Origin of the sequence: Salibacterium salarium (assembly GCF_030813635.1) — a bacterium.
Classification (GTDB): domain Bacteria; phylum Bacillota; class Bacilli; order Bacillales; family Marinococcaceae; genus Salibacterium; species Salibacterium salarium.
The window spans coordinates 838,324-863,964 of the sequence record NZ_JAUSUM010000002.1 but is presented as its reverse complement, the minus strand read 5'-3'; the positions used below and the strand labels follow the sequence as shown (position 1 = coordinate 863,964).

At 41.6% G+C, this 25,641-nt stretch carries 35 protein-coding genes and 1 pseudogene; 35 read left to right on the top strand and 1 reads right to left on the bottom strand.

Annotated elements, in window-relative coordinates:
* Positions 1-12: 12 nt before the first annotated feature.
* From J2S78_RS10230 to J2S78_RS10075, 32 genes and pseudogenes are all read left to right on the top strand, one after another.
* On the top strand, positions 13-1,347 hold the full coding sequence (locus J2S78_RS10230; RefSeq protein ID WP_306898334.1) for a DUF1073 domain-containing protein: 1,335 nt from the start codon (positions 13-15) through the stop codon (positions 1,345-1,347).
* Entirely contained in the window at positions 1,334-2,119 is a 786-nt protein-coding gene (locus J2S78_RS10225) for a phage head morphogenesis protein (RefSeq protein WP_306898333.1), read from the top strand. The genes J2S78_RS10230 and J2S78_RS10225 overlap by 14 nt, the downstream gene beginning before the upstream one ends.
* Positions 2,120-2,135: 16 nt before the next feature.
* Positions 2,136-2,285, top strand: coding sequence for a hypothetical protein (locus J2S78_RS10220; RefSeq protein ID WP_306898332.1), 150 nt, complete (start codon positions 2,136-2,138; stop codon positions 2,283-2,285).
* Entirely contained in the window at positions 2,285-3,382 is a 1,098-nt protein-coding gene (locus J2S78_RS10215; protein ID WP_306898331.1) for a DUF2213 domain-containing protein, read from the top strand. Before J2S78_RS10220 ends, J2S78_RS10215 begins: the two co-directional genes overlap by 1 nt.
* Positions 3,383-3,402: 20 nt before the next feature.
* Entirely contained in the window at positions 3,403-3,876 is a 474-nt protein-coding gene (locus tag J2S78_RS10210; protein WP_306898330.1) for a structural cement protein Gp24, read from the top strand.
* Between the two features lie 23 nt (positions 3,877-3,899).
* A complete protein-coding gene (locus J2S78_RS10205; RefSeq protein WP_306898329.1) occupies positions 3,900-4,796 on the top strand; it encodes a DUF2184 domain-containing protein in 897 nt (298 codons plus the stop codon).
* Complete coding sequence (locus tag J2S78_RS10200; RefSeq protein WP_306898326.1) at positions 4,796-5,164, top strand: hypothetical protein; 369 nt, start codon at positions 4,796-4,798, stop codon at positions 5,162-5,164. Before J2S78_RS10205 ends, J2S78_RS10200 begins: the two co-directional genes overlap by 1 nt.
* Complete coding sequence (locus J2S78_RS10195; RefSeq protein ID WP_306898324.1) at positions 5,164-5,502, top strand: DUF4054 domain-containing protein; 339 nt, start codon at positions 5,164-5,166, stop codon at positions 5,500-5,502. Before J2S78_RS10200 ends, J2S78_RS10195 begins: the two co-directional genes overlap by 1 nt.
* Positions 5,503-6,015, top strand: coding sequence for a hypothetical protein (locus J2S78_RS10190; protein WP_306898323.1), 513 nt, complete (start codon positions 5,503-5,505; stop codon positions 6,013-6,015). It abuts the gene before it with no gap.
* Positions 6,015-6,350, top strand: coding sequence for a hypothetical protein (locus J2S78_RS10185; protein WP_306898321.1), 336 nt, complete (start codon positions 6,015-6,017; stop codon positions 6,348-6,350). The genes J2S78_RS10190 and J2S78_RS10185 overlap by 1 nt, the downstream gene beginning before the upstream one ends.
* Positions 6,343-6,837 (top strand): phage neck terminator protein, encoded by a 495-nt coding sequence (locus tag J2S78_RS10180; protein WP_306898319.1) that lies wholly within the window; start codon positions 6,343-6,345, stop codon positions 6,835-6,837. Before J2S78_RS10185 ends, J2S78_RS10180 begins: the two co-directional genes overlap by 8 nt.
* Entirely contained in the window at positions 6,838-7,863 is a 1,026-nt protein-coding gene (locus J2S78_RS10175) for a DUF3383 family protein (protein ID WP_306898317.1), read from the top strand.
* 18 nt (positions 7,864-7,881) lie between these two features.
* Positions 7,882-8,280, top strand: a complete 399-nt coding sequence (locus J2S78_RS10170) for a phage structural protein (protein ID WP_306898316.1) — start codon at positions 7,882-7,884, stop codon at positions 8,278-8,280.
* Between the two features lie 45 nt (positions 8,281-8,325).
* On the top strand, positions 8,326-8,580 hold the full coding sequence (locus J2S78_RS10165; protein ID WP_306898315.1) for a hypothetical protein: 255 nt from the start codon (positions 8,326-8,328) through the stop codon (positions 8,578-8,580).
* Between the two features lie 234 nt (positions 8,581-8,814).
* Positions 8,815-9,885, top strand: a complete 1,071-nt coding sequence (locus J2S78_RS10160) for a hypothetical protein (RefSeq protein WP_306898313.1) — start codon at positions 8,815-8,817, stop codon at positions 9,883-9,885.
* A 51-nt stretch (positions 9,886-9,936) separates the two neighbouring features.
* Positions 9,937-12,579 (top strand): phage tail tape measure protein, encoded by a 2,643-nt coding sequence (locus J2S78_RS10155; RefSeq protein ID WP_306898311.1) that lies wholly within the window; start codon positions 9,937-9,939, stop codon positions 12,577-12,579.
* Between the two features lie 3 nt (positions 12,580-12,582).
* Positions 12,583-13,005, top strand: coding sequence for a phage baseplate protein (locus tag J2S78_RS10150; RefSeq protein ID WP_306898310.1), 423 nt, complete (start codon positions 12,583-12,585; stop codon positions 13,003-13,005).
* The gene (locus J2S78_RS10145) at positions 13,002-13,328 is read left to right on the top strand and encodes a phage baseplate plug family protein (protein ID WP_306898308.1); all 327 of its coding nucleotides are present in this window, start codon (positions 13,002-13,004) and stop codon (positions 13,326-13,328) included. Before J2S78_RS10150 ends, J2S78_RS10145 begins: the two co-directional genes overlap by 4 nt.
* Positions 13,321-14,121 carry a phage protein gene (locus tag J2S78_RS10140; protein WP_306898306.1) on the top strand — a complete coding sequence of 267 codons (801 nt, stop codon included), beginning with the start codon at positions 13,321-13,323 and terminating at the stop codon, positions 14,119-14,121. The genes J2S78_RS10145 and J2S78_RS10140 overlap by 8 nt, the downstream gene beginning before the upstream one ends.
* Positions 14,118-14,555, top strand: a complete 438-nt coding sequence (locus J2S78_RS10135; RefSeq protein ID WP_306898304.1) for a hypothetical protein — start codon at positions 14,118-14,120, stop codon at positions 14,553-14,555. The genes J2S78_RS10140 and J2S78_RS10135 overlap by 4 nt, the downstream gene beginning before the upstream one ends.
* Complete coding sequence (locus J2S78_RS10130) at positions 14,552-14,914, top strand: contractile injection system sheath initiator (protein ID WP_306898301.1); 363 nt, start codon at positions 14,552-14,554, stop codon at positions 14,912-14,914. The genes J2S78_RS10135 and J2S78_RS10130 overlap by 4 nt, the downstream gene beginning before the upstream one ends.
* Entirely contained in the window at positions 14,907-16,043 is a 1,137-nt protein-coding gene (locus J2S78_RS10125; protein ID WP_306898300.1) for a baseplate J/gp47 family protein, read from the top strand. Before J2S78_RS10130 ends, J2S78_RS10125 begins: the two co-directional genes overlap by 8 nt.
* The gene (locus J2S78_RS10120) at positions 16,040-16,858 is read left to right on the top strand and encodes a hypothetical protein (protein ID WP_306898299.1); all 819 of its coding nucleotides are present in this window, start codon (positions 16,040-16,042) and stop codon (positions 16,856-16,858) included. Before J2S78_RS10125 ends, J2S78_RS10120 begins: the two co-directional genes overlap by 4 nt.
* Positions 16,859-16,915: 57 nt before the next feature.
* Entirely contained in the window at positions 16,916-17,299 is a 384-nt protein-coding gene (locus J2S78_RS10115; RefSeq protein ID WP_306898297.1) for a hypothetical protein, read from the top strand.
* Positions 17,300-17,310: 11 nt separating this feature from the next.
* Positions 17,311-18,249, top strand: coding sequence for a hypothetical protein (locus J2S78_RS10110; protein WP_306898296.1), 939 nt, complete (start codon positions 17,311-17,313; stop codon positions 18,247-18,249).
* Between the two features lies 1 nt (position 18,250).
* Positions 18,251-18,586 (top strand): hypothetical protein, encoded by a 336-nt coding sequence (locus J2S78_RS10105; RefSeq protein WP_306898294.1) that lies wholly within the window; start codon positions 18,251-18,253, stop codon positions 18,584-18,586.
* Positions 18,579-18,761, top strand: a complete 183-nt coding sequence (locus tag J2S78_RS10100) for a hypothetical protein (protein WP_306898292.1) — start codon at positions 18,579-18,581, stop codon at positions 18,759-18,761. The genes J2S78_RS10105 and J2S78_RS10100 overlap by 8 nt, the downstream gene beginning before the upstream one ends.
* A 122-nt stretch (positions 18,762-18,883) precedes the next feature.
* Positions 18,884-19,936 (top strand): acyltransferase family protein, encoded by a 1,053-nt coding sequence (locus tag J2S78_RS10095; RefSeq protein WP_306898290.1) that lies wholly within the window; start codon positions 18,884-18,886, stop codon positions 19,934-19,936.
* 269 nt (positions 19,937-20,205) lie between these two features.
* Positions 20,206-20,460 carry a phage holin gene (locus J2S78_RS10090; RefSeq protein WP_306898288.1) on the top strand — a complete coding sequence of 85 codons (255 nt, stop codon included), beginning with the start codon at positions 20,206-20,208 and terminating at the stop codon, positions 20,458-20,460.
* Between the two features lie 34 nt (positions 20,461-20,494).
* Complete coding sequence (locus J2S78_RS10085) at positions 20,495-20,803, top strand: hypothetical protein (RefSeq protein ID WP_306898285.1); 309 nt, start codon at positions 20,495-20,497, stop codon at positions 20,801-20,803.
* A 15-nt stretch (positions 20,804-20,818) separates the two neighbouring features.
* Positions 20,819-21,325 (top strand): annotated as a pseudogene (locus tag J2S78_RS10080) (peptidoglycan recognition protein family protein); the annotation flags it as partial.
* A gap of 72 nt (positions 21,326-21,397) precedes the next feature.
* Positions 21,398-21,733 (top strand): peptidoglycan-binding domain-containing protein, encoded by a 336-nt coding sequence (locus J2S78_RS10075; RefSeq protein ID WP_306898768.1) that lies wholly within the window; start codon positions 21,398-21,400, stop codon positions 21,731-21,733.
* 117 nt (positions 21,734-21,850) lie between these two features.
* Here the strand turns inward: J2S78_RS10075 and J2S78_RS10070 are convergent, their stop codons facing one another.
* A complete protein-coding gene (locus tag J2S78_RS10070) occupies positions 21,851-22,216 on the bottom strand; it encodes a YolD-like family protein (RefSeq protein ID WP_306898284.1) in 366 nt (121 codons plus the stop codon).
* Between the two features lie 138 nt (positions 22,217-22,354).
* Between J2S78_RS10070 and J2S78_RS10065 the strand changes: the two genes are divergently transcribed.
* The 3 genes from J2S78_RS10065 to J2S78_RS10055 all read left to right on the top strand — a co-directional run bounded on the left by J2S78_RS10065 (position 22,355) and on the right by J2S78_RS10055 (position 25,626).
* Entirely contained in the window at positions 22,355-24,055 is a 1,701-nt protein-coding gene (locus tag J2S78_RS10065) for an S-layer homology domain-containing protein (RefSeq protein WP_306898283.1), read from the top strand.
* A gap of 11 nt (positions 24,056-24,066) precedes the next feature.
* Positions 24,067-24,312 carry a DUF3006 domain-containing protein gene (locus tag J2S78_RS10060; protein ID WP_306898281.1) on the top strand — a complete coding sequence of 82 codons (246 nt, stop codon included), beginning with the start codon at positions 24,067-24,069 and terminating at the stop codon, positions 24,310-24,312.
* A gap of 300 nt (positions 24,313-24,612) precedes the next feature.
* Positions 24,613-25,626: a hypothetical protein gene (locus J2S78_RS10055; RefSeq protein WP_306898279.1), complete on the top strand. Its 1,014-nt coding sequence runs from the start codon at positions 24,613-24,615 to the stop codon at positions 25,624-25,626.
* The last annotated feature ends 15 nt before the right edge of the window (positions 25,627-25,641 follow it).

The window sequence follows — 25,641 nt, the reverse complement described above, 5'->3', positions numbered from 1 at the left end:
TGAGTGACTGCGATGACAAAAAGAACCACATTCGACCGCGCAAAAGAATATAAGAACGACTTCATGGCCGGTGGTGGTAAAGCGGGGCATCGTGATCCACTCACTAAACAAAAGCCAAGTGGTCGTCGTTACGTCAGCCAGGAAGAGATAACGCGCATGTACGCGAACAATCAAATCGTGCAGAACATCATTGATATTCCTGCTGAGGATTGCACAAGAGAGTGGATCACAATAGAAATGGAAAATGAAAAGTTGGCGCGGGGATTGGAACAAAAGCTACAGAAATTGAAAGCGCAAGAGGCTTTTGAAAAGATGGTAGGTTTTGACCGCCTGCGTGGGGATGGATTTGTATCTATTGGTTCAGCAGAAACAGGAAACTGGGAGCTGCAGGATCCTTTAAATGTGAATAAGCTTAGAAAAATTGATTATCTGCATGGGTTCAGCAGCAACAAAATCACAAAGTTTGAAGTGTTAGACGACCCGTTCCATCCGAATTACGGCGACGTTGAATTTTATCAAGTCAATTCCTCCGGGATGCTTGCTGAAATGTCGAGACAAGTTCATCGTTCTAGGCTATTACACATGCAGTCCAAAAAGCTGGAAGATGACCACTGGGGCCAACCGATGCTAGAGCCGATGTGGGATATTCTTACGGTGTTTGATACATCGGTTTGGTCCGTCGGGCAGATTTTGTATGACTATACGTTTAAAGTGTTTAGCTCTGATCAGGCAGAAGGGCTCACCAAAGAAGAATTACGTGAAACACAAATGCTAACCGACTTTATGTTTCGAACGGAAGCACTTGCTCTTATTGGTCAGAACGAAACGTTAAGTAAAGAATCGACTCAGGTACAAGGTATTGACCAGCTCCTAAACTTTGTTTGGGAGCTTTTATCTGGTTCAGCTAGAATGCCGAAATCGCATTTGTTAGGTCAACAAGCTGGCACAATTAGCGGTGCTCAGTACGACAGTTTAAACTACTACGCACGGATTGCCGGCATTCAAGAGAATTTTATTCGTCCTAAGATTGAGTACTTGGTTCGTTTACTATTATGGGCTAGCGATGAAGCAGGAGGCCAGATAGACCCGGATAGTTTCGAATGGAATATAAAGTTTAATCCTCTTTGGAAACTGGACGATCAAACAGATGCTGATATCCGCAAAAAGACCGCTGAAACAGATGCTATCTATCTCAAGAATATGGTCATTACGCCAGATGAAGTTAGGGAAAAACGTTATAACATGGACGGGATGATGGGAGAGCTTGGCTATTCAGAGGAAGAAGCAGCAGAGGTGAACGAAATGATACAGCAAGCACAAGGAGCGAATGGCGATGCCGGTTCCTAATTCTCAATTCCCGACCGCTGTTGCTGTTCAGTATGCACGTCGTCTCCAAAAGTTGGTTGATGAAAACAGAAAGCTCACCTGGGAGAAATGGAAGAATGAAATTAAGCCATTAATCCATACCTATCGGGAACGCAATGACTCCTTAACGTTGGATGAGGACGAGCTTTCCGAGATTGAAGCCATACTGGAAGAAATAGAGGATTCAGCCGCTGAGATATTTGGTGCTGCAATCATTGAAAAGTTAGCAGAAGAGTTTGTGGGAGCTCTTAACCGTAGACAGAAAGAGAGATTTCGTGAACAGTTTCAAGCTGTGATTGGCGTGGATCCTATTGAAAACAACAGTTGGCTTGAATCATTCATGAACACTGCTGTTAAAGAGAATGTCAGTTATATCCGGTCTATTGACCGTGAGTACCATAACCGAATTGAAACGATTATCATTCAAGGGGTTCGTCGAGGTAAATCAATGAACGATATGGTTTCTGAAATTAAAAGAACGTCTGGGGTAAGTAAGAGCCGTGCTAAATTCATTGCTAGGGATCAAGTAGGTTCAATTTATGGCGACTTGACTAAGAAACGACAGGAAGAAATGGGATTGAAACGTTTTAGATGGCGAACAGCAAATGATAAGCGTGTACGTGACTCCCATGAAAAACTACACGATAAAGTGTTCACTTGGAAGAAAGGCGCTGATGGTCTTTATCCCGGCACCGATTTTAATTGCAGATGTGTAGCAGAACCGTTGGAAGAAGAGCTCTTTGACTTTGATTAGAAAGGTGGTGATGACTGTGGCAGAACGAGAAACGAACAAGCATTTAAAGCAAATAGGGGAATCGCTCAAGAAAATAGAAAAGCACTTGCGACCGACAGAAGAAGGCGAAAGTTTTCAATCCCCTGCTGCTGGTAAGAAAGTGGATACGAAAGGGGGTGGTGATTAGTGAGACACCTACGCTATGATCGATCGTTTGTCTTAGATTATGAAGAATCAACTGAAGGATATTTAACCGTTCGTGCGGTCGTAACAAAACCAGGTGTATACCCATACCAACGTTCGGATGGATCCGTTCAGTACGAATTGAAACATCCAGAGGATATATTTTCTGACCAGACGATAATGAGTTGTAATGCAAAGCCGGTCACTGATGACCACCCACGTGAACCCGTTACAGTACAGAACGTAAAGGCTTACGGGAAAGGATTCTCGCACAATGATGCTGCCGTAGGTAATGGTGGTGTCAAAGTCGCATTTACGGTCTTTGATGAAGATCTTATAAGAAAGATCAGAGAAGAAGGAAAACGTGAAATAAGTCTTGGTTTTGAAACAGAACTTGTAGCAGAAGACGGGGACTACAACGGGGAACGGTACCAGTACAGGCAAACACAGGTTGACGTGAATCATATTGCTATCGTTGATAAGGGGAGAGTTGGACCAGAAGCAGCAATAAGGGGCGACTCGGATGCCTGGCAAGTCGATAGCAATAAAAATAACAATGGAGGTGGCGGGACAATGCCTAAACTTAAAATTGACGAAAAAGAATTTGAAGTGCCAAGTGAAGTGAAATCAAAGGTGGACGGTTTACAAGCGAAAGCTGACAGCTACGACCAGCTTAAGAAAGATCATGACACAACAGTAGCGAATTACGACGCTCAGAAAACAGAATTGGATAAAAAGAAAAAAGAGTTGGAAGACGCTAAGAAGGCGGAGCCGAAACAGGACGCGATTGATAGCGCTGTGGAAGCCCGTCTTTCTTTAATTGACGAAGCCCGGAATTTTCTGGCTGATGATTTCGAATATAAAGGCAAAACCGATACTGATATCAAGGTAGCTGTCATTCAAGGACAAGATGAGAGGTTTGATGCCAAAGAGAAATCAGAGGAGTACGTTAATGCTCGGTATGATGCAACAATGACGTTTCTCAAAGACACAGCACAACCGGCTACTGGTCAAAATAACATGAAGTTCACTAAAACCAGTACAAATGACAAGCTTGATGAGAAGCGCCAACAACGGTTGAACCTACGAGATTCTAAGTAATAGAAGGAGGATGATGAAACATGGCAATTACAGAATATAACAAGTACATGGAACCAGCAGCGTCTAAAGGTAAGCTAGCTGAATATCAAGATTACCGCGCTGACACTAAGGCGGCTGATGCGAATATTGATTATGGAATGGCAGTTGAACTGACGGGGGCAGAAGGGACAAGGGTTACTACCTTTGCAGGCGGTACTCCTTTCGGGGTTACGCTGGCGCGCGAGTATTCTGACTACACAGAAGACAATTCGGATGATAAAAAATATGAAGAAAACGAACCGACAGCAGTAATCCGGCAAGGTACGGTTTGGGTAGAGGTTGTTGAAGATGTAGTTGCTGGCGACTCGGTGTATGTGGATAACGACACAGGTAACTTCCGTGCTTCTGAGCAAGAGGACAGTTCTACCGTAGGCACCCGTCTAAACGGTGCAGCCTTTAAGTCCTCTGCAAACAGCGGGGAACTCGTCAAACTAGAAATGAACTTGCCGGCATAATTAAAAGAAGGAGTGGATGAGAAATGACGATGAAATATGATGCTATGATGCGTCCAGAAGACCTGGAAGCTGTAGACAACACCATTTATGAACCGAAACGTGAGGAACTGATTGCCCGAACGCTTGTTAATGTAAAAAGTGATGTCCCAGACGGAGCAGAGACCTATAGCTATGACGTAATGACTCGTACTGGTGTTGCTAAGATTCTTGCTTCTGGTGCAGATGACGTTCCATTGGTAGATGCTGATATGCGTCGCCACACTGTACACATTTATTCGATTGCAGCTGCTTTTCGTGTATCCATGCAAGAATTACGTCAAGCACGTATGGCCAATCAACCTATTGAAGCTACAAAAGCGGCAACGGCTCGCCGTGCTGTGGCAGAAAAAGAAAATCGTTTGGCATGGTCCGGGGATGAAACCTATAACATTCTTGGTTTTACGAATGCAGAAGGGATTCAAACATCAGCACTAGATCAGAATGAAGCAGGTGATTCAACACAATGGGCTGATAAAAGCGGTAAGGAAATTGTTGCAGATCTGCGACAAGCTCGATCCAAAGTAAATCGACTACCAGGACATAATGCAGATACACTAGTTGTAACTCCAGATGCACTTGAAGAACTGGAAAAAGAGTACAACCAATACACCGGTCAAACCGTTCGTCAGTACATTCAAAATCAGGGCTGGTTCTCAACTATTCAGAGTACATCTGACTTAGAAGAACAAGGCGACAGTGACGAGGATTGCTTTCTTGTTTTTGACAGCTCTACAGAAGTAGTCCAATTGCTTGTTCCGATGGATCTTACTAGACACGAACAAGAATATAAATATCCAAATTACAAGGTCCCTGTTGAAGAACGTTGCGGCGGTGTTGTCATTCGCTATCCTATGGCTATCGTGAGAGGAGATGGTGTTTAATGTTAGTACACAATAAAGGCAAATATGTTCGTCATGCAGCAGGGGCTACCCTGTTGCCTGGTGTTAATGATGTTAAAGAATCAGACTATAAAAGGTTTTCCTCCCATCCCATTGCAAAGAAGTGGATCGAAAAGGGTGAAATTAAAACCTTCGAAAAAGAAGAAACCGATGGTGAGGACACTACGGTCCAAAGTACAAAGGATTTAAATGCTGAAGGAGCTATTGATTTGGTCGAAGACACATTCACCGTGTCTATGCTTGAAGACTGGGAAGAAAAAGAGGATCGTAAGACAGTCCTTGAAGCTATCGACAAGCAATTGGCCGAACTTGAAGGAAAGGAAGACGAAAACACGGACGGTGAGGCATAATGGCTGAAACTAGTGTTGAAAGAGTGAAAGCTATTGCGCAGCACCTTAAATCATTAGAATTCGAAACGATTGAAATGTATATCGAGGACGCTGCCCTGGAAGTGGAAGCATATTCGGTTTCTAAAAAGCATGTGGAAAAACTAGAGCGCTATTTAGCGGCGCACTTTGCCACGATTGATTACAGGCGTCCTGAAACAGAGACGATTGGAGACTTGTCTACGTCGTATAAAGCGCCACGTGAGCAATCATCAGGTGCAGGACTGGGTATAACAGAGTACGGGCAGGAATTTAAACGAATCTTACAAAAATCCAAAGGTTTTCGTCTGGCGGTGTTATAAATGGGAGTATCGATTAAGGACAATAACGATATCCCTCAAATTCTGCGTGTTATTAAGGAATTGTCGTCTAAGCGGGTAGAAGTTGGCGTGTTTGGTGATGATGATTCTCACCTGCTTATGATTGCACGCGTGCATGAGTACGGAACGGATATTGAAGTGACAGATAAAATGCGAGGGTGGTTCGCCTATCAAGGTTATCCTCTGAAGGAAGAGACAACAGAGATCAATATCCCGGAACGTTCCTTTGTTCGAAGCACGTTTGACCAGGAAGTAACAAAGCTGGAGCGAAATGTAGAGAACCTGCTCTATCAAGCCTTAAATTTAAAGATAAGCCCACAAGCTTGTTTTGAAAGAATCGGGGAATGGATGGCAAGCCGCATCCAACGCACAATCGAAGAGATAGATGATCCTCCAAAGTCTCAAATGACTTTAGAGAGGGACGATCCGATGAAGGATAATCCTCTTATCAGCAGCGGCCGGCTTTATCAGTCCATCACGTGGAGGGTTGTATAATGCAACTACCGATGCGCTATTTGGTGGATTTTACGGTTCTTCAGGAGGGCGAACAAGTTTTTAATCAAGAAACCGGTTTGTATGAATCCTCCGATCCGGTAGAAGAACCGGTGCAAGGTATCATTCTCCCCCTGAATAACGATGAAATGAAATATGGAGAGGTGGGAACCTACACGGTTCAGGATCGCAAAGTTTACGTTTCTTTCCCTCTCAAAGTTGGCCAACAAATCAAATATAAGGATGACCGATACACGATCCGCGCCGAAAAAGACTACGGCGACCTAGCGGACGTGTATATTTATTTTGCCAAGCGAGTGGGTGAAAGCAGTGCTTGATTTATTAGAAATTCGAAAAGCTGTCGTATCAGAATTAAGCTCTCACGTTAATACAAGAGTCGAAATGAATAACCAGAAGGCTTCGAAGAAAGAGTATCCGTTTTTGGGCTACCAATTTACCTCTCCTTATATTGAGGGTGATGGATACGGGATTTATACGAAAGAGACATCTGGGGATGATGTAGAAGTTACACGAACAACATTCCCAAGGCTTACTTTGTCTATGACTGCTTATGACATGGATCCGAACGAAAGCTTTACATTGGCTAAAAAAGCTCATGCTTGGTTTTCTTTTCAAGGCTATGACTATTTGAAGAGAAATGGCCTGGTTGTGACCGAAACAGGAAGTATTGAGAATCGTGACACGTTAATTGCTGATGACTACGAAAGACGGAATGGATTTGATGTGCAACTTAGAACGACAGAGCAATTGAGTATGATGCTACCTGCTATTGAAACCGTGCAAATTGGAAGGAGTGAAGAATAAATGGCATATAGTGACGTTGATGTACAAATAACTGAAGAATCGTCCTCGGTGTCCGAACAAGGTTTTGGTATGCCACTAATCTTATCTACGGCCGGCGATCACGAATATACAGAATACAGTGAGATTAGCGAAGTAGAAAGTGACTTTGATACCAGCAGCGAAACGTATAAGCAGGCAGAAGCCTACTTTTACCAAGACGAGCCGCCAGAGCGCATAGCTATATATGGCATCGAATATAACCCTGATGCAGATACAGAACCAGATGAACCTACCGAACTTACATCTGCACTAAATGAACTGATAGAGCGTGATGATGATTGGTATTTTCTTTTAAGTGTCGAACAGGGCGATGAGGAGATAAAAGAGCTCTCAAGCTGGATTGATAACCATGATAAACTCTATTTTGCTGTCACAGACAGCCAAGAACTTCCCACGGAAATTGAAAATGAAAATGCTATTGTCTTCTATCATAGCGAACCAAGTACGTATCCCGATGCAGCATGGATTGGAGAGTGTGCGGGAAGAAACCCTGGTTCTCAAACATGGAAGTTCAAAAACTTAAATGGCATTGAGCCCGTTGACTTGTCGCTCACGGAGATCAGAGATTTGCATGATAATTATGCTAATACGTATCTTCGGGTGAAAGGCAATAATCAAACTAGTAATGGACAAACAGCTGATGGTTCTTATATTGACATTAAACGGGCCATTCACTGGCTGAAAGCTCGTATGGGAGAGGCCGTTCAAGAAGTGCTTGTAAGCAACGATAAGGTAGCTTTTGATAACGATGGTATTTCTCTTATTGAGTCCACAGTAAGAAGTATCTTAAAACAGGCTGTGTCGGACGATTATCGCATTATCGCTCGTGACAACGACGGTAATGGATTATTCACGCTTTCGGCACCTAACAGAAGCGATATCAACGAAAGCGATCTTGAAGATCGTCTTCTGCCAGACATAGAATGGGAAGCCACTATCGCCGGCGCTGTCCACAACGTGGAAATCCGAGGCGTTTTGAGCTACTAAATTGGAGGTAGATAAACAATGGAAACGTATGATCCAAGACAAGTGAAGTTGGTGGTGGCCGGTCGAATTTTAACCGGATTTGCCAGTAATACGTTTGTTACTTCAGAAAAAGAGAGCAATAATTATTCTTCACACGTCGGGGCTCAGGGGGTAGTTTCTCGTACCCGTAGTGCCGACCCAAGAGGAACTATCTCCGTAACTATAAAACAAACAAGCCCTGACGTTGGTTTCTTGAATGGATTGGCGAAATCGACTGATCTTTTTCAGGCTGAAGTGATTGATCGAAACACTAATAAAGTCAATGCAGGTGGCAATGAATGCTGGATTGAGAAGCCTGCATCGATTGAACGTGGAAACGAAGAACAAGAACAGCAATGGAATATACGGGTTGCAGATTATGATCAAGAGATTAACTAATTAAGGGGCCTTACCGCCCCTATTTTAATCAAGGAGGAAATATAAATGGCAAAACAAACACAGGTAACTATCGGTAACACAGAATATACACTGCAGCACCCAGGCGCTAGGTGGTATGTATCACTGCAGGACCGAATCAGAGATCCACGGACTGGATTGAAAATGAACGAAAAATATTACGATGAAATGCTAGAAAATGTAGTTGCTGATCCAGTTGTTAAAATCGATGATTTTGACGATAACACGAAGGACTTAGGCGAGTTGATCAGCGAATGCGAATCCTTTCTTAACGCCGGATAGTTACGAATATATTGCAGAAAAGGTTAAAAAGGACTGGGTATTTTGGCGCCCGATTGCCGCTGGAATTGTCTCACTAGAACGAGCTGAAAGCATGGATATGAATGAATTATTTGAAGTTAATGCCGCGTTAGATGCGTATTCTGGCGAAAATAATATGTAAAGATAACCTCACCAATTGTAGAAATGCATGTAAAGATGTAAAATTATAGTCATAATACAAAAGGTGGGGTTATTATGTTTATATTTGCTTTAATTGGAATTATCGGATTTTTAGGAGTCCCTGTCTTCTTGATTTGGGCATTAGTCAGGAAATTTCAAAAGAAGCCCGCTAAACAATTTATGTCTTATGCAGGGGTATCCTTGGCAGTATTTATTATTGCCATGATTTTCGATCCAGGTACTGAACAAACAAGTTCGGATTCTGAACCAGAAGAAGAACAATCAGAAGAAGTACAAGCAACAGAATCTTCTGAAGATAATAAGTCAAATGAGAATGAATCAGAAGAGAAAAAAACAGAAGAACCAAAAGAAGAATTGCATTTATCAACTGAAACATTGGAATATGACGAAGAAAGCGATGCTGTAACTATAGCAGGAGAAACAAATGTAGTCGATGGTGCTGAAATAACATTCGCTTTATTGGGAAATGGCGATGAGAATTATGCATTGGTGCCTGAATCGACAACTGTTGAAAACGGTGAGTTTGAAGTTACATTAGGAAATTTTGAGGATAATAGTGGACAGGAGTACGTGGAAAACGGAGAATATCCAGTGGTAGCAAGTTTTGGTACTCAACATGATGAGGCATTATCATCAGAATATGAAAGTTATGAAAACTTTAATGCGAATTATACCATGCAAAATGACGCGAATGTTGAGGAAACCGATAGCGGATTCCTGGTAGAATCGATAGATTTAGGCGACTTGACGATTGAAAATGCTTATACTGCAGAAGAAATTGAAAACTTGAAGTTAGAAGATAAAAAACAAAGTGCTGAACAATTAGACTTTGCTAGGTTGCAAAAAAATCCAGATAAGCATGCTGGCACTTATGTAACCTATACTGGTCAAATTATTGAAATACAAGAAAGTGACAATATGACCTATATGAGGTTGGCAGTGACAAAAAACGATTATGGTTACAATTATGATGATGTAATTTATGTAGAATACGATGACTATACTGAATTTGTTGAAGAAGATGAGGTCACAATTTACGGGAATGTTTACGGCACATTTGATTACACTTCTCAAGCAGGATGGGATATGTCTATCCCTGCTGTTGTAGCAGATATTGTAGAATAAATGAAAGACGTCCGTACTGGGCGTCTTTTTTTTAAGGAAGGAGGGAGACCATTGCCTAGAATCAGGGACCTATCTATTGGGATAACATGGGATATTAATGACAGGGCCATGAGGGATGCTAACGATCAGACAGATCGGTTTGTAGATAAAGTCAGTAATATTGAACGTGATATCCAGAATATGGGCCGCCAATTTGACCGTACTGGTTCAGATATGGACCGAACTCTTAATCAATCTGGATCTGCAGTAGATCGATTTGGTGAGAGAATAGATAGTGCGAGCACTGGCGCCCGGAACGCGATGGACCGAGTGAGCAGTTCTATCGTCGATGTTCGAGGGAATATATTAAGCATTCCTGATCCGAATATTAACGCTGGTCAGCCTGTACGACAGCTACAGGATATAAACGATACAGCCGAGGGTACGCAATCTACTATAAGAGGTATGCCAGATCCTGAAATCAATGGTTCACAGGCAAAGAAAGAATTGGAAGATGTAGAGAAAGAAGCTTTAAATCTCAAAGATGTTTTGTCTGGTATTGGCGGTTTTGGAGCAGGCTCTGTGGTTGGTGGTGACATTGCCTCCTTTCAACAAATGCCACGTGATTTTATGGCTTCCCTTAACCTTGATGATGAAGTGGCAAATAGGCTCACCGAAGAAACAAAAGATGTGTGGGAAAGCATACCGAATATCCACCGAGAAGAAGCGCAAAATGCTGTTGAACAGTCGTATCGCAGATTTGGTTCGGGTCAGTATGGCGGTGATATTGCTAATTTGGCAGATGTGAGAAATGCGGATGTAGATGAAGTAGGTAAAGCAACATCTCTTATGACAGACCGTTTTGATGTATCGCCAGAAGAGTCCTTAGATCTGTTTTCAGAAGCCGCAACGAAATTAAGTGATAATGCTTTCGAAGAATTAACAGATCAGTTTAGTGAATTCTCTGGAGGCATGGCAGAAATAGGACTAGATGCAGATCAGGCTATTGCCCCAATGATACAAGCTGGAGAAATTGATCACAGAGTTATGGATAGGTTTAGTGACTCAATCAATAGTGAGTTTTTGCCATCTATTAGATCTGGCGAGGACGACGTCATGGAATCTCTTTCTGAACTTGGAGGTTCAAGGAAACAAGCGGAGCAATGGGCAAACAATATCCGTGAAGGTGGCGAGAAAGGAAGCAGCGCCTTTGCAGATATTAATGAAGCTATTTCTGAGATTGAGGATACGCAAAAAAAATCGAGCATATTCGGGAGCATATATGGTGAAATGTCTGAAGAACAAGAAAGTAGCATTTTACCCATAGTAGAAGCAATCGATACTTCATATCAAGATATGTCTTCTACAATTGAAGATGTAGAGCAAAAGAACGAAGGCATGTGGAATAGCTTCATAGAGAAGACCAGAGAAGCCCGTACCACTTTGGACGAAGCAACAGAGGGTACGTTTGGCCCTTTTGCGGAAGTTATCGGAAATACGTTGCCAACCCTTGGTGCCATTGGTGGATATAGTCTTGGAAAACGGTCTACCGGAGGATTTGGAAGAGGCGGCAAAGGGGGAAGTTCTGGCCAACCTGGGAAAACTGGTAAAGGTGGTGGACTTGGAAAAGGCATCATGAACGGTGTTCGAGGTGCCGCAAAGTGGGGCGGTCGTGCGTTAGCCCCCGTAGGTATAGGAATGGATGTGTATGATATAGCCACATCCTCCCCTGGAGAGGACCGCGAAGAAGCCGTTGGTTCGGCAGCCGGCGGATGGAGTGGTGCTGCAGCTGGTGCAACTGGCGGAGCGGCTCTCGGTTCCGTTGTTCCAGGTGTAGGTTCTGCTATTGGTGGAGCTGTCGGAGGTATCGGCGGTTATTTTGGAGGCAGTAAGCTAGGTGAATTTATTACCGACAAAGTTGATTTCTCTGCAATACCAGATAAAGTGGGAGAAGCTAAGGACCAAGCCGTTGATTTCTTATCTGATTTACCGAGTGATGCCGCAACGGAAGCAGGTAAAATAGCAGGGAGTGTTGCTTCTGAACTTGTTGCATTTCCTGGTGAATTTGGTGATTGGTTTGAGTCGGCTTACGATAATGCTATTGATTGGATGAAAGGTTTGCCGGAAGATATAGGTAATTTTGTGGCCAATATACCTAGTCGCGTTTCTGAAGGAATAGGTGCTATAAAGTCATCATTTTCTAATCTTGGTTCTTCTGCCATTGATGGAATCGTATCCGGATTCAATTCAGCTAAGGAAGGATTAGGAAAAGCAGGAAATTGGATTGTTGATCGTGTTTCTGGTGGAGTCGATTTTGTTCAAAATAGAGCTGAGGATTTTACGGGTGGTTTTAATGAAACGTTTGAAATGCCAGGGCATGCTGAAGGTGGTATTTTTGACCAACCACATATAGCATCCTTTGCAGAAAACGGACGGGAAGCTGCTATTCCTATTGATGAGAACAGGGAAAGAGCACTAGGTATTTGGCAAGAAACAGGACGTCTTTTAGGTGTTGGTCAAGGGTCAACTAGTCAGTCATCCTCGACTCCTGCTACAAAAAGTAGTAGCAATTATAATTTCTCCCCTGTAATAAACATCACCGTAACGGGCAATATGTCAGAAAATCAAGAACGTGACGTTGAAAGAAACTGGAAGCGAAAAATGAAAAAATGGCATGAGGAGTTTCATAGAGAAATTACGGCAAGGGAGGTCTAGGTGATGGCCAGGATAGGAAACGTTGAATTTAACGCAATTAGTGAAGAAAGAAATTTCGTTAATGAAATTACCGATCATCCCGTCGAAGACGAGGGGGCTATAAATGACCACGTAAATAACAAACCAACAACGTATACAATAGAAGGAATAGTCGTCAATCCTGGTGCTGCTCAGGCCCACCGCGATTTAATAAGTATTCGCTATCATGGCGATCCGGTGTCATACGATGGGCGTGCAACAATGAAAAACGCTGTTATTGAAAATTTAACAACAGACACTGACGTCAATATTAGTAATGGCTTTAACTTTAATATGACAATTAAAGGTATACGAGTTGCCCGTCCATCTACGGTTGGACTACTCCCTGCTGACTTAAAGGCTGACACCAGTGAAGTAGGAAACGCAGGAAGGGTGCAACCTCAATGATTTTACCAATCGAAAAGGAACGCATCCCATATGAGTTTGAAATTCGCCTTAACGATACCTTGTACACATTCGAGATTCATTACAACGGAGAGAACGACTTCTTTACTGTAGACCTTCACCATAATGGGGAGGTCATTATTTATGGCGCAAAGCTCGTATATGGGCAGCCATTGTTTGAAGGTGTAACGGACACAAGGCTCCCTTCCGACCAAATAACTCCTTTAGATCCTTCAGAGGAGGAAAACAGTGTGACATACGATAACTTTGCAGAAAGTGTCTTGCTTTACATTGGCGCGGAAGAAGAAGGCGATATCGATGAATAGTTTCATGCGTAAAGGCAATATCATCATGGGGCGTGCATCGTTATCCTCTGAATTGTATGACTATGAATTTGAAGTGGAGTTTGATGATAATCCGGAAAAGAATCACGCAGAAGTCACCTTTTATAACTTATCTCATGACCGCATTAACCGAATTTCTCGGGGTAATCCTCTCATTACCAATGCAGGATATGAAGAAGATGTCGGTACGGTCTTTGTCGGGGTAGTCTATGAAAGTAATTCAGAAAAAAACGGCGTCGATAGAGAGACGACCGTGAAAGCTGTGGATGGAACAGACCAACGAGACAAGCTAAGGGTCAACAAGACGTATAAAGAAGGCACACGAGCATCCCAAATCATCACAGACCTATGCTCTATTGTCGGATTGAGTATCGGAGCGTTGAAGCTTCCCGAAGACAAACAATATCGTCAAGGTAAGAACGAGGCAGGAACGATATTGTATAGGTTAAGCTTGCTTGCTAAAGATTGTGGGGCTAAATTTCATATCAATAAAGGGTTGGCGTACTTTCGGCCCCCTGGCGAGGGAGACGATGTACGTTTTATTTTTAGTCCGGAACGTGGTTTGATTGGTAGCCCGGAACCGTTTGTTGAGGAAGATGACGACGGAAACGAAATAAAGGGTTACAACGTCAAGGCGCTCTTGAATCACCGCATACAAGCGGATAGCATTATTGAGATTAAGTCCAAGAACGTAAACGGGCGCTATCGCGTGCGCAAAGGTACGCACACGTGGAATCAAGAGGAAGCCATAACAAAAATGGAAGTGGTAGAATGATACACACCAATATGATTTGTAAGGTGGAGCGCTATGATACAGAAACTGGCATTGGTGATATAGTACCTTTGTTTACAGACGAAGATGGAGAACAACTGCCGATGATTGTAAATGCGCGTGCTCAGCGGCAACGATTGAAGTTACCGAAAGAACGGACACTCGAAAGCGGGAATGTTGAACACTCGCCGATACCGGATGGTGGCACCTCACACACCATTGATAGCGGTAGTGAGACAGTCTCCTATGATCCAGACGGGGATACGCAGGATGTGTTGTTAATTCCGTCATATAAAAAGGGAGATATCGTCATGGCATGTATTACTGAACGCGACTTTGCCGATGCGATCAAGGGGCGCAAAGGTAACGGTGACAGCAGAGAGCCTCATGATTCCATGTCCGCCATCATTACAGGATTGGTAGGTGATGAAGGATGAAGGCCTTAAAAATAAACAAAGATACCGGCGACATTGAAATGGAAAACGGTGTGCCTGGTTGGGTTGAAAATAATGAAGAATTGGTACAAGAAGTACGGAGTGTAGTGAAAACAAATATTGGAGAATGGTTTTTAGATCCTGTTTTTGGTACAGACCACAACGTCATGGTGGGTAAAAATGTGACAGAAGATAATGTGAGTCAAGCGCTTGAAGAAGCGATGGAACAGGTCGATAGAGTAGAAGGTATAAGAGATATAACGATTAATATGGATTACAGCGACCGAGAATTATCGGTCTTTTTTTATATTTTGGTTAATGGGGAAGAGGTTCAGGTTGAGGAGGTGATAGAAAATGCTTGATGGCAACGGATTCAAACGCAAAAGATACGCAGATATTGTAGCATCTTTAGAAGATAGAGCCAGGGAGGCATTTGGTGAAACGGTTAATCTATCCCCCAGCCAATTTTTAGGTATTCTCATCCGCGTGATAGCCAGAGTTCTTTCGATTTTTACTCAAGATCTCGAAGATACCTACAACGCTGCATTTTTCGAAACATCTTCTGGTGTCGCTCTGGACCGTAACGCACGAAGGCAGAGTGCCCGAAGAATGCGTCCCCTTCGGTCAACAGGAGCCATTGAAATAACAGGGGAAGAAGACACGTCGATAGACTCGGGATTTGTGGTTGAAACAAACCAAAGTGTGCGGTTCCGGACGACCGAGAGCGTAACCGTTCCCTCGGATGGCACTGTGAAAGCAGATATCGAAGCTGTCGAACGAGGGCAGCAGGGCAACGTAAATGCTGACGATATCACAGAGATTGTCAATCCATCCCCTGGCATTGATAGTGTAACCAACCCGGAAGCCACGTCCGGCGGGCGCGATCGGGAGAGTGATGAGGAACTCCGGGAACGTTTGGACCGAACCCAATCGGAAGAAAACCGCCTTGTGTTCAATCTGCTTGATGTGGAGGGCGTCCGGGACGTGTATCTCGATTCAAATGAAGAGAATACCGAGGTTGATGGAATTCCCCCAAAAAGCATAGAACCGGTCGTCTGGGGCGGTGATGAAGAGGATATCGTCGAGACGATCATGAGATACAAGTCGGGCGGCATTCAGTCGTTTGGTGACACCCAAGTGACTGTGCAGGACAGCAAAGGCCGCGACCAAGAGATTGGTTACTCAAGACCGAACGTCGTTGATGTCTATGTAAATGTCACGTTAAGCGGAAGTGCAGACGAGGACGCCATCCGGACTAATATCATCGAGTATATCGGCGGGCAGGACGAAGGCGGCACGGAATATGACGGCCTTGGCATCAAAGAAGATGTAATTGCCTTTCAGGCCCTCATGGCAGCCGGCGAAGACAGTGGTGCTGATGATATCAGTATTGAACTTTCGACCGATGACGAATCATTTTCTTATGAAAACATTGAAATCAACCAGCGCGAGTACGCGCGCACGGACGCGGACAAGGTGGTGTTTCAATGACACTAGCTGAAAAAATGTTGTCATGGATCACGGACCGGTACAGTAAGCGACGGGATTCCAACATCGCCAAGCTGATGGCGGTAGTGGGAGAAGAAATACAAGAGACGCTTTTTGATACTCGAGACGCCATTGTCTACTATCAGGACATTGATAATGCAGAGGGTAAGGTGCTGAACCGATATGGTCAAGATGTAGGGCAGCAACGGAACGGCATGGATGATCAATCCTATCGGTACATGATCAAGACAAAAGATAGCGCCAATTTTAGCAACGGCGATATTGAGACGATTAACGAGATCATGGATAATCTGCTCGGTGACGCCTATCACGGATTAGCTGAATGCTGGCGGTACGAGAAATACGACAATGAACCGGCCTCCCTTGTTTTGTTGTACGAGACCGATATCTTCTCACCACAAATAACATTCGATGGTACCGACAAGTTCGATGGAACGTACCTGTTTTCCGGAAACAAAGAAGGAGAGTTTGCGACAGCTGCTATAGATAATGTACGAACATCAATCCGGCGCATCGTACAGGATGGGATCCGGATTTATTTCGGCATACCAATAGAGGCAGCATACCAGGACATTATCGCTTACAACTCCCTAATCGTTCCGAGAATATCCAAGACATATACGCTGCCGATTAATTATGATGCTGGTTTTCAAGTGCAAAGGGATACGCAAGTTACAAAAGCGCTCAAATTCGATGGTAGCGCTTCTTTTAATGGCGTGCACAAGTTTGATGGCGAGCGTGATCCTACAGAGTATGGAATCCAGATGAAGATTAATGGAGAGGAGGTTGAAGCATGAGAGTGGTATCCAAGCCAACCTACAATGTCGAGATCAAAGAAAGGAAGGTGAAGTAGCATGGCGGTAAAGAAAGCCGTAGCAACAACTCGAAGAACGAAAAGCGCTGAAGCCTCGGTCGGCATAGATACGTTGACTGCTATTGCTCAAGTCGGATGGGGAGATGGTGGCCACGATACAAGCACGGGAGATGTAAATAATCCGGATCCAGATGCAACACAGGCAGCAGGTGAATTCCTTGTCAAAGATATTGAGAATGCGAGCGTTGATGGAACGAATGCAGTCATTGAAGTGGTGCTATCTGCAGATGAAGGAATCGGCAAGAATATATCTTCCCTTGCTCTTTACGACGAAGATGCGGATCCTGTTGTATTTGTGAATTTTTCGCCGAAGGGTAAGGATCAAGACACGATCATCGAAATTGATTTAATTGAAGAACATTAAGGAGGGATACGATGGCAGACCATGAAATCAAAAGTCCGAGGGAATTTGACGACGAACTACGAGAAATTGAAACAAGCGACCCGGTACACCCAGACACCACGAACCCTATACACGAAAAGCTCATCAACAATGACGCATATCTGAAGGAAAAGGTGGATGAGATACCGGAACGCCATACTGAAAATATAGGATACGGCGTACACGGCGGGCTAGACGTACTCGAATCCGAGACACCGGATATGGATGTCCACGTGCAGAGTGGCGTGGTGTATATGCCGGACGGCACACGGTATCAATTCGAATCCACGGAAACCATCACTGTCAACGACGCAGACTATACCAACGACCGGATAGACATTATTTATGTCTCAGAAGCCAGGGACATTGAGTACGAATACGGGGAATTGAGTTCTGATCCGGAAAAACCAGATTTGCCAAGCGGTGCGGTGGAGTTGGCTGAAATTTACGTAGCTGCGGAAGATACAGAAATCGAGCAAGGAGACATCACAGATAGCCGTAAAATGAAAGGGAATTTGGCTGATTTAGAAGAAAAAACTAATGCGCATATTTCCGACAATGCTTCAGATGATGTACACGGTCTATTAGAGTTATATAACGAGCGTGTTGTCGACCACAACTTAGATGTGTCGGCCCCTCCGTATGGCTACTATATTCGATGGGAAAATGGACTGCAAATATGTTTTAGAGAAGCAGTTCCTAATCTTAGTGAAAACACATCTGCGTTTCCTTATCCGTCTAACTTTTCAGGTTTGCCTAATGGGTCGTCTTGGGGGATAAAAGGATCCTTGGCTACAAGTGAACATATTGATACTTTTGCAGATGGTTTTATTTACGTAAGAGGTGATAATTGGCAGTTTAGAAGTAATACTAACACAACCAACGACCCAGAGGGTTCGACTATTACCTTGTTTGCAGTAGGAGAGTGGTAGCATGAAATATAAGTATATCCCAAAGCCTCAGCCTCACTATAAAGGGGAAGAATTGACGTATGAATTTACAAAAGACACGGTTGAAGTAACTTATAAAGATGAAGGCGGTAAAATCACAGATACATTTGATTTTACCGATTTAGAAGATGGCATCCTTGAAATATATGATGAAAACGGTGATTCTGCGATTGACACCGATTTACCAATCCAACCGATTTGCTATGCAGAAAAAAACGACGGAGAGTTGTTAGTGGCAGTTATAAAGCTACATGAAAAAATGAGAGGTAAAACGGAATATCCATTTACTTTAGATTGGCAGGTGCTTTCTGATGGCTAATATGAAAAGATGGAAAGGTAAAAAGGACATTGATGCAGAAAGACAAGAGCGAGAAAAAAAACGTCAACAAAAACAACGATTTAAAGAGAAAGACTTTAAGTCGTTATCATCGAAGGAAAAGGATGAACTGCTTGAACAAATAGCAACAGATTTAAGATATATTAATGAAGATTAATAAATTTTTGAGGACGAAATTATTAATTATTAATGGTGAAAAAGGGGGTGAGAACAAAAATTGACAGTTATTTTATGTAATATTACAATTAGAAGAATTGGACGGTTGATGGGAGTACGGTTATGAATAGAAAAGACATAATACCATCTCTTAATGGTATTCGGGGGTTAGCTTTTTTAATAGTATTTTTGGGGCATATGTCAATATATTTCCCTGGGCTGTCAAACCACAATATTACAGGTGTTCCTAAAACAGGTGTATGGTTATTTTTTGTGTTAAGCTCATTCTTACTAACTTATTATTTTTTGAGCAAACCAGAAAGGGCTAGAATTTTAAAAGAGTGGGTAAATTATTTTTTTAGAAGATTTATGAGAATTATGATTTTATATTTTATTGTAGTAACAATATATTTCTTGTTTAAAATCCGCATCACTGATACAGAAGTTTATCTAAAGCACTTAATTTTACAGGGTGGAGAAGCTCATTTTTGGACGATGCCTGTCGAAATGGGTTTTTATGCCCTTTTACCATTGGTTACATTGATACTCATTGGTTTATTGAAACTGAAGCCTATATATATCCTCCTAACTTTATCTCTTATCATCGTTGTTCATCAGATGATATTTCCTTACACAGATGCGGTTTATAGTTCAATAAATGTGTTTCAGTATTTACCTGTTTTTGTTTGTGGTTGTTTTACTGCTGCTTTCCACATATTATTAAAGAAAGTGGATATATCTCGAAATGTAAAAATTTTATTTGATATTTTATGTATCTTATTGATTATTGGCATTGTATTGCTAATACCAGGCGTTAGAGAATATGTTTTTGGAATTCCGACATCTGGATATCTTATTAATTGGTTTATTCATTTCGGGTTAATATGGTCAGTGTTTATCTTATTAATGCTAAACGGGTATGGCATAGTTAGAAAATTCTTTGAGTCAAAAGTTTTTATTTTTTTAGGTCATATTAGTTTTTCAGGGTATCTAATTCATTGGTTCTTTAGAGAAACTACAATAGATTTTTCTAATGGTGTATTCATTTATATTATTGGAACACTGACATTGTCATATTTGATGTATCGTTATATTGAAAAACCTTTATCTAAGCTAACTCTAATTAAGAATAAGGGAATCGTATATGAAGATTCAAAAATAAGAAAAGCAAATTAATCTATATTAAAAAGTATAAATATCAGGACTGCCTCATCGAGAATGAGGCTTTTTTGCATATGGCAGTTGTATAAAGTATGGAATTAGCAGTACTTTATATATATTATGCGAAACCCATGAGGCAACACATTCCGTAGGAAACGAACCTAAGGCATGTAGTTTACTCAAAAGACAAGATAAAATAGCACTAAAAAAGACGCTTGGTGCAATAAATGAAGGAGTCTCCAATTTTGGAGGCTCTTTTTTAATTATAAAAAGGAGTGATTTACATGATTCAATTTTTAAAAGGACTAGACGCTGGTGCAGTAACACGGACAATCTTTATGGTGACAGCTTTTATCAATCAGGGACTAGCTATTTTTGGTTACTCTCCACTTCCGATCGATGAGGAGAATGTAGAGTTGTTCGTTTCCTTTATTTTCTCAGCCATTACAGCTGTTATTGCCTGGTGGAAGAATAACAACTTTTCCCAAGCAGCTAAACACGCTCAAAACTACTTGGAATCCATTAAGTCTAACAAATAACTGATGCCTAAAAATAGAGAGAAGGGGGCCAAGTATGGGCGATGAGGAAAAAGAATGGTATTCAAACAAGCAGCTGTTCGAGCAATTAGATCAATTCAAGGATAATTTTAGGGATTTGAGAGTTGAGATGGAGCAGACCCGGTCAACGATCAATAAATATAATGGCCTCTATGAAGAAGTGGGGAAAGCGAGAGAAGAAATTGATGCTGTAAAAGGGCAAGTCAATAAACTACAGGAGAGAGCAAAGGGACGGTCAGCTGCATGGAATGGAATTAAAAGCTGGGGCGGCTGGATTGTAGCAATACTTACTATGGTAGCAGGCTATTTAAAATTAATAATGTAAGGGTAGGTGGAATACATGGGATATGATATAACAAAAAACTATATCCAACACGGAAACGCGCGGTCTGGCCAAAAAATGGTTGGGCCGTTATTTATTACGGCGCACGATACTGGCAACCCAGGTTCAACGGCGCATGGAAACCGTAATTATTTCAACTCTCAACAACCGTCTGCATCAGCACACACGTTTATTGATGATAAGTATATCCTTGAAATTATCCCTTTAGACGAAAAGGCCTGGCATGTTCAACGCGAGAAACCAAAGGACAATCAAATGTATGGTGACGATGCAAACGATGCAGCCATAGGTGTTGAGCTGTGCTATGGAGGAAGTATTGATTTTGATCAAGCGTATTCGCGATATGTATGGTATTTTGCTTATCTCTGTGACAAGTACGGGCTGGACCCGGGCGAAAAAATAACAGGCCACTTTATCCTTGACCCAGCACGTAAGACAGATCCAGAAAACGCGCTGAATCAAAATGGAGTATCCTTTAACCAATTTATCAATGATGTAAAACGCGAGTTAAAAGGAAAAGGGATAGCTTCATCTACTGACGATGGACTGTTAGAAAAAGGAGATAAAGGCGACAAGGTGAAGCAGCTGCAAGAAGATTTGATGGAAGCTGGAGAGAAGTTACCCCGATACGAATCGGATGGCGATTTCGGAAAAGAGACTGAAGACGGACTCAAAGCATTTCAATCCCGTCACGATTTGACGGTAGATGGCATTGCAGGCCCGAATACACTCGAAAAACTTAAGGAGGTTATCAAGGATATGGCACAACAACAGCCAAATGAAAGTCACAAAGAAGCATGGGAATGGGCACAAGAGAAAGGGTTGCTCAATGGAAAAGACCCGCGTAAGCCGATTACGCGGGAACAGATGTCGACTGTTATGAAGCGACTATACGATGAGTTGAAAAAATAGCAGGGGCTTTTGCCCTTGTTGCATACATAAAAGCAGACCGCCAAACGGCGGCCTGCTCTATATTAATCCCCTGTGCTTACACTTTTATTATATCCGATGTACATAAATAAGCAAGCGTTATTTTCCAGGTATATTAGAACCTGCTCTTTTTATGTCTATTATCTGGTCAAACGATATAAAATTAACTTCATCTTCATCGTTTTTGATATGGAACTGCTTTTGTTTTGTATTAATGTAATGGCAATAGCCTATCACATCATAAAAATATCCATCTTCCCAGTACGTAAATTTAAGCTCCTCTTTCTCCTGTATAGCTTCACTAAGTAACCACTCAAACTCTTCCCACTGCTGTTCATCCAGTACAGGCTTTTTAGACTTCTTAGCTTTCTCCTGATGTTTTAACCATTGTTCGCGATGCTCCGGTAGTATCATTCGCATCGACTCCCAACGCATGTTTGATCCTGGTGTCAGTTTATTAGCCATAAAATAACCTCCTTAAAAGAACGTATGTTCTATTATAAACAATAGATAACAAAAAGATACAGGAAATTACTTCCGAAACGTCAACTAAAACTAAAGATGTGATAGAATAGTAGCATAATTTGTAAACGGAGGGATTCTATGAAAATAGGAAAGTACATACTTTCTTCGGTGCTTGCTTTTTCATTAACAGCGCCTGTTACGTTTGCTGATTCTCATGATTTTAACGATGTTTCTGATGACTTTTGGGCTGGGGGAGAAATTGAATATCTTGCAGAAGAAGGAATTATTTCAGGTTACGATGACGGAACATTTAAGCCAAATGAACCGGTAAAACGCAGTCAAGCAGCTTCCATGATTGTCGAAGCATTCGATTTGCAAACTGAAGATCGACCTGCTGCTGATTTTACGGACATTGACCAAGATTACTTTGCTTATGATGTTGCAGCAACTGTACAAGATGAGAATATCATTGGAGGAAACGATGGGCGGTTCATGCCTAATGATGCACTCACTAGAGGACAAATGGCTGCAGTATTAAACCGCGCTTCCAGTGACATTACAAATGACGGGGAGCACATCTCTTTTGGAGACATGTCGCAGGGAGATTCATTTTACGGTGACGTTCAAGCCATTGCAACGAGTGATATTACAACCGGATATTCGGATGGAACGTTTGGACCTAATGATGAAACAACACGCGCTCAGTTTTCTGTATTTCTGGCCAGGGCGTTAGATCCAGGAACTTTTGTTAACGACGATGAAGAGACGGAAGAGGGAGACGATGATGTAGCGTATCCAGCTGTTAACCTGGATCTCCATTTCTTAGATGTTGGCCAAGGGGATAGCATCTTGGCTGAACCAAATGGAGGTGGTGGAAACATTCTCATTGATGGAGGAAGACAAGGATCCGGAGAAGAAATCGTTGACTACTTAGAGGAAGAAAACATAGACAGCTTAGAATGGGTGGTTGCTACACATCCGGATGCAGATCATATCGGCGGATTGATTGAGGTATTGGAAGAAGTGGAAGTGGAAAATGTCTTAGATAGTGGAAAAGAGCATACGACAGAAACTTATCAGGATTACCTGGAAGTCATTGATGAAAAAGACATTAACTTTGTAGAAGCAGAAGAAGGCGAATATTTAGAGACAAAAGCTGCGGAAGTACAAATTTTGAACGGTTATAATGAAAGCAGCGATCTAAATGAATCTTCCATTGTCCTGCATTTCACTTATGGCGAAACCACAGCGTTATTTACGGGGGACGCAACTGTAGAAAATGAAGCAGAAGTGATGGAAGAATACGATGTGGAAGCTGATGTTTTGAAAGTCGGTCACCATGGGGCCGATACGTCAACAAGTGCTGAATTTGTGGAAGCTGTAGATCCGGAAATGGCTATCCTTTCTTATGGAGATAATAGCTATGGCCATCCAGATGCAGATGTTGTGGAGACACTCAGAAATGCGGGTGTTGATCTATACAGCACATATCAATCAGGAAACATTGAAGTTTCGTTAAGTCATCAAGGTCCCAATGTACCAGCAGCAGAACCATGGATTGGGGATGGAGAAGGCGACACAGATGACAATGGTTCCGATGAATCGGATGGTTCTTCTGAAGATGATGAATCTGAAGAAGTAAGTTACCCGATTAATGTTAATACAGCAGATTATGAGACCCTCCAAGAAATCACTGGTGTTGGTCCGACTATAGCCGAAAACATAATTGACTATCGTGAAGCAAACGGGTCATTTGAAAGCATTGAAGAACTCGACAATGTTAGTTATATCGGTCCAGCAACAATAGAAGAAATGCGTCCGGACATCACACTTGGTTAGGGAGTGATAGCTTGAAAAAATACACTGTTGATCGGTTTGAAGGGGAACTTGCTGTTCTCCTTCTTTCTGATGATGAAACTATTCAGAAAGATGTTCCAAGAGATCAGTTGCCGGGTGGCTTGAAGGAAGGCGACGTATTGGAAATTCAATTTAAAGAAGATAATAAGGTTGAAAAAGCTGTAGTGAAAGAAATAGAAACTGAATCAAAGAAAGAAATAGCTAAGTTACTTCTTGAAAAACTGAAGAACAAAAAATAAGAGCAGGTAACTTTGCTGTTTTCTATTTAAAGGTTGATCGAATTTTATGTACATAATGATTTTCCTTAAAAGCTTATTCAAGAAAAGGGCCATTTAATGGAGGAACACCTTTAAAGAAAACTGGATATTCATATTAAATATAAGCGAGATTGTGAGGGATTGTACCTAAGTTAAAAAGATAGTTTTTTGTTTCAGAAATATAATCATTTTCTATATATATGTTTTTATTTGGGAGCATACTTCTGAGGACATGATAGAATGTATATAATACTTATTTAATAAAAATTGGGCGGTGTTTATATGCAACATGAACGGTTAAGTGATTTTTCCGGAAAAGGTTTTTATCTTTTATTTAGCTTTCCTTTGTATACAAAAATAAAAATCGATACAAATGTTGATACAACTGAGGACACAGAAATTCTAGACTACAACGAAGATGATATACCTAATATTCTTCACCACATACATCTTTTAGAAAACAAGGACGTTAGATATCTAAAAACGTTAGTCCAAGAGGAAAAGAATTTCTTTCATTATTGTCCCTTTTGTAAAAGAGAACTTCCAATCACCTATAAGGGTTGTGAATTAGATAATGAACCTTCAGATTCAACACTCACAACCTATTCACATATGTTCGGCATGTCAGAAGATTTTGAGGAATATCATGAATATGCCATAAATGATTCTGCTAAGAGATACGAAGGACTTATAGAGAAAATATTTGACGAAAATAGAGTTCTGCAAATGAATTTAGAATGTACTTCAAAAGATAAACACAAATTTTATGTAATTTTCCAGTTAACTGACGATAATTATTTAATGAAGACGGGACAATATCCGTCAATTCTAGATTTTGATAATTCTTTAAAAGAATATAGAAAAGTTCTGAAAGACATGGATGTAACTAAAGAATTAACCAATGCAGAAATTTTAAAAACACATAATATGGGTGTGGGAGCTTTTCTTTATTTGCGTAGAATTTTCGAGAAATTGATTTTTGAAAAGTTTGAACAAGCCAAACTTGAAAATAATGTAGATGAACACAAATTCAATGAAGCTGATACTAAAGATAAAGTGAAAATATTACATGAAAAGGGTTATGTCCCTAATTACCTGGCTGAAATAAACTCTTTTGTTTACGATATTTTAAGTAAAGGTGTTCATGAGTTAAGTGAAAAAGAATGTAAATTGCATTATGATACGCTTAGAAAAGCTATATTACTGATCCTAGAAGAAAAAATGAAGATGGAGCAAAGTGAAAAATCGAAGAAAGAAACAAAAAATGAGTTAAATAAAATACATACAAAAATGTAAAATTAGGATATGCAA

Excerpts from the sequence above, each read along its gene's own strand:
- J2S78_RS10205 (WP_306898329.1), top strand. The coding sequence starts at position 3,900 with ATGACGATGAAATATGATGCTATGATGCGTCCAGAAGACCTGGAAGCT.
- J2S78_RS10125 (WP_306898300.1), top strand. The coding sequence starts at position 14,907 with ATGCTTGATGGCAACGGATTCAAACGCAAAAGATACGCAGATATTGTA.
- J2S78_RS10165 (WP_306898315.1), top strand. The coding sequence starts at position 8,326 with ATGGCAAAACAAACACAGGTAACTATCGGTAACACAGAATATACACTG.
- J2S78_RS10230 (WP_306898334.1), top strand. The coding sequence starts at position 13 with ATGACAAAAAGAACCACATTCGACCGCGCAAAAGAATATAAGAACGAC.
- J2S78_RS10070 (WP_306898284.1), bottom strand. The coding sequence starts at position 22,216 with ATGGCTAATAAACTGACACCAGGATCAAACATGCGTTGGGAGTCGATG.
- J2S78_RS10195 (WP_306898324.1), top strand. The coding sequence starts at position 5,164 with ATGGCTGAAACTAGTGTTGAAAGAGTGAAAGCTATTGCGCAGCACCTT.
- J2S78_RS10065 (WP_306898283.1), top strand. The coding sequence starts at position 22,355 with ATGAAAATAGGAAAGTACATACTTTCTTCGGTGCTTGCTTTTTCATTA.
- J2S78_RS10100 (WP_306898292.1), top strand. The coding sequence starts at position 18,579 with ATGGCTAATATGAAAAGATGGAAAGGTAAAAAGGACATTGATGCAGAA.
- J2S78_RS10150 (WP_306898310.1), top strand. The coding sequence starts at position 12,583 with ATGGCCAGGATAGGAAACGTTGAATTTAACGCAATTAGTGAAGAAAGA.
- J2S78_RS10135 (WP_306898304.1), top strand. The coding sequence starts at position 14,118 with ATGATACACACCAATATGATTTGTAAGGTGGAGCGCTATGATACAGAA.
- J2S78_RS10225 (WP_306898333.1), top strand. The coding sequence starts at position 1,334 with ATGCCGGTTCCTAATTCTCAATTCCCGACCGCTGTTGCTGTTCAGTAT.
- J2S78_RS10185 (WP_306898321.1), top strand. The coding sequence starts at position 6,015 with ATGCAACTACCGATGCGCTATTTGGTGGATTTTACGGTTCTTCAGGAG.
- J2S78_RS10130 (WP_306898301.1), top strand. The coding sequence starts at position 14,552 with ATGAAGGCCTTAAAAATAAACAAAGATACCGGCGACATTGAAATGGAA.
- J2S78_RS10160 (WP_306898313.1), top strand. The coding sequence starts at position 8,815 with ATGTTTATATTTGCTTTAATTGGAATTATCGGATTTTTAGGAGTCCCT.
- J2S78_RS10200 (WP_306898326.1), top strand. The coding sequence starts at position 4,796 with ATGTTAGTACACAATAAAGGCAAATATGTTCGTCATGCAGCAGGGGCT.
- J2S78_RS10120 (WP_306898299.1), top strand. The coding sequence starts at position 16,040 with ATGACACTAGCTGAAAAAATGTTGTCATGGATCACGGACCGGTACAGT.
- J2S78_RS10095 (WP_306898290.1), top strand. The coding sequence starts at position 18,884 with ATGAATAGAAAAGACATAATACCATCTCTTAATGGTATTCGGGGGTTA.
- J2S78_RS10055 (WP_306898279.1), top strand. The coding sequence starts at position 24,613 with ATGCAACATGAACGGTTAAGTGATTTTTCCGGAAAAGGTTTTTATCTT.
- J2S78_RS10140 (WP_306898306.1), top strand. The coding sequence starts at position 13,321 with ATGAATAGTTTCATGCGTAAAGGCAATATCATCATGGGGCGTGCATCG.
- J2S78_RS10210 (WP_306898330.1), top strand. The coding sequence starts at position 3,403 with ATGGCAATTACAGAATATAACAAGTACATGGAACCAGCAGCGTCTAAA.
- J2S78_RS10175 (WP_306898317.1), top strand. The coding sequence starts at position 6,838 with ATGGCATATAGTGACGTTGATGTACAAATAACTGAAGAATCGTCCTCG.
- J2S78_RS10145 (WP_306898308.1), top strand. The coding sequence starts at position 13,002 with ATGATTTTACCAATCGAAAAGGAACGCATCCCATATGAGTTTGAAATT.
- J2S78_RS10110 (WP_306898296.1), top strand. The coding sequence starts at position 17,311 with ATGGCAGACCATGAAATCAAAAGTCCGAGGGAATTTGACGACGAACTA.
- J2S78_RS10105 (WP_306898294.1), top strand. The coding sequence starts at position 18,251 with ATGAAATATAAGTATATCCCAAAGCCTCAGCCTCACTATAAAGGGGAA.
- J2S78_RS10085 (WP_306898285.1), top strand. The coding sequence starts at position 20,495 with ATGGGCGATGAGGAAAAAGAATGGTATTCAAACAAGCAGCTGTTCGAG.
- J2S78_RS10115 (WP_306898297.1), top strand. The coding sequence starts at position 16,916 with ATGGCGGTAAAGAAAGCCGTAGCAACAACTCGAAGAACGAAAAGCGCT.
- J2S78_RS10090 (WP_306898288.1), top strand. The coding sequence starts at position 20,206 with ATGATTCAATTTTTAAAAGGACTAGACGCTGGTGCAGTAACACGGACA.
- J2S78_RS10170 (WP_306898316.1), top strand. The coding sequence starts at position 7,882 with ATGGAAACGTATGATCCAAGACAAGTGAAGTTGGTGGTGGCCGGTCGA.
- J2S78_RS10190 (WP_306898323.1), top strand. The coding sequence starts at position 5,503 with ATGGGAGTATCGATTAAGGACAATAACGATATCCCTCAAATTCTGCGT.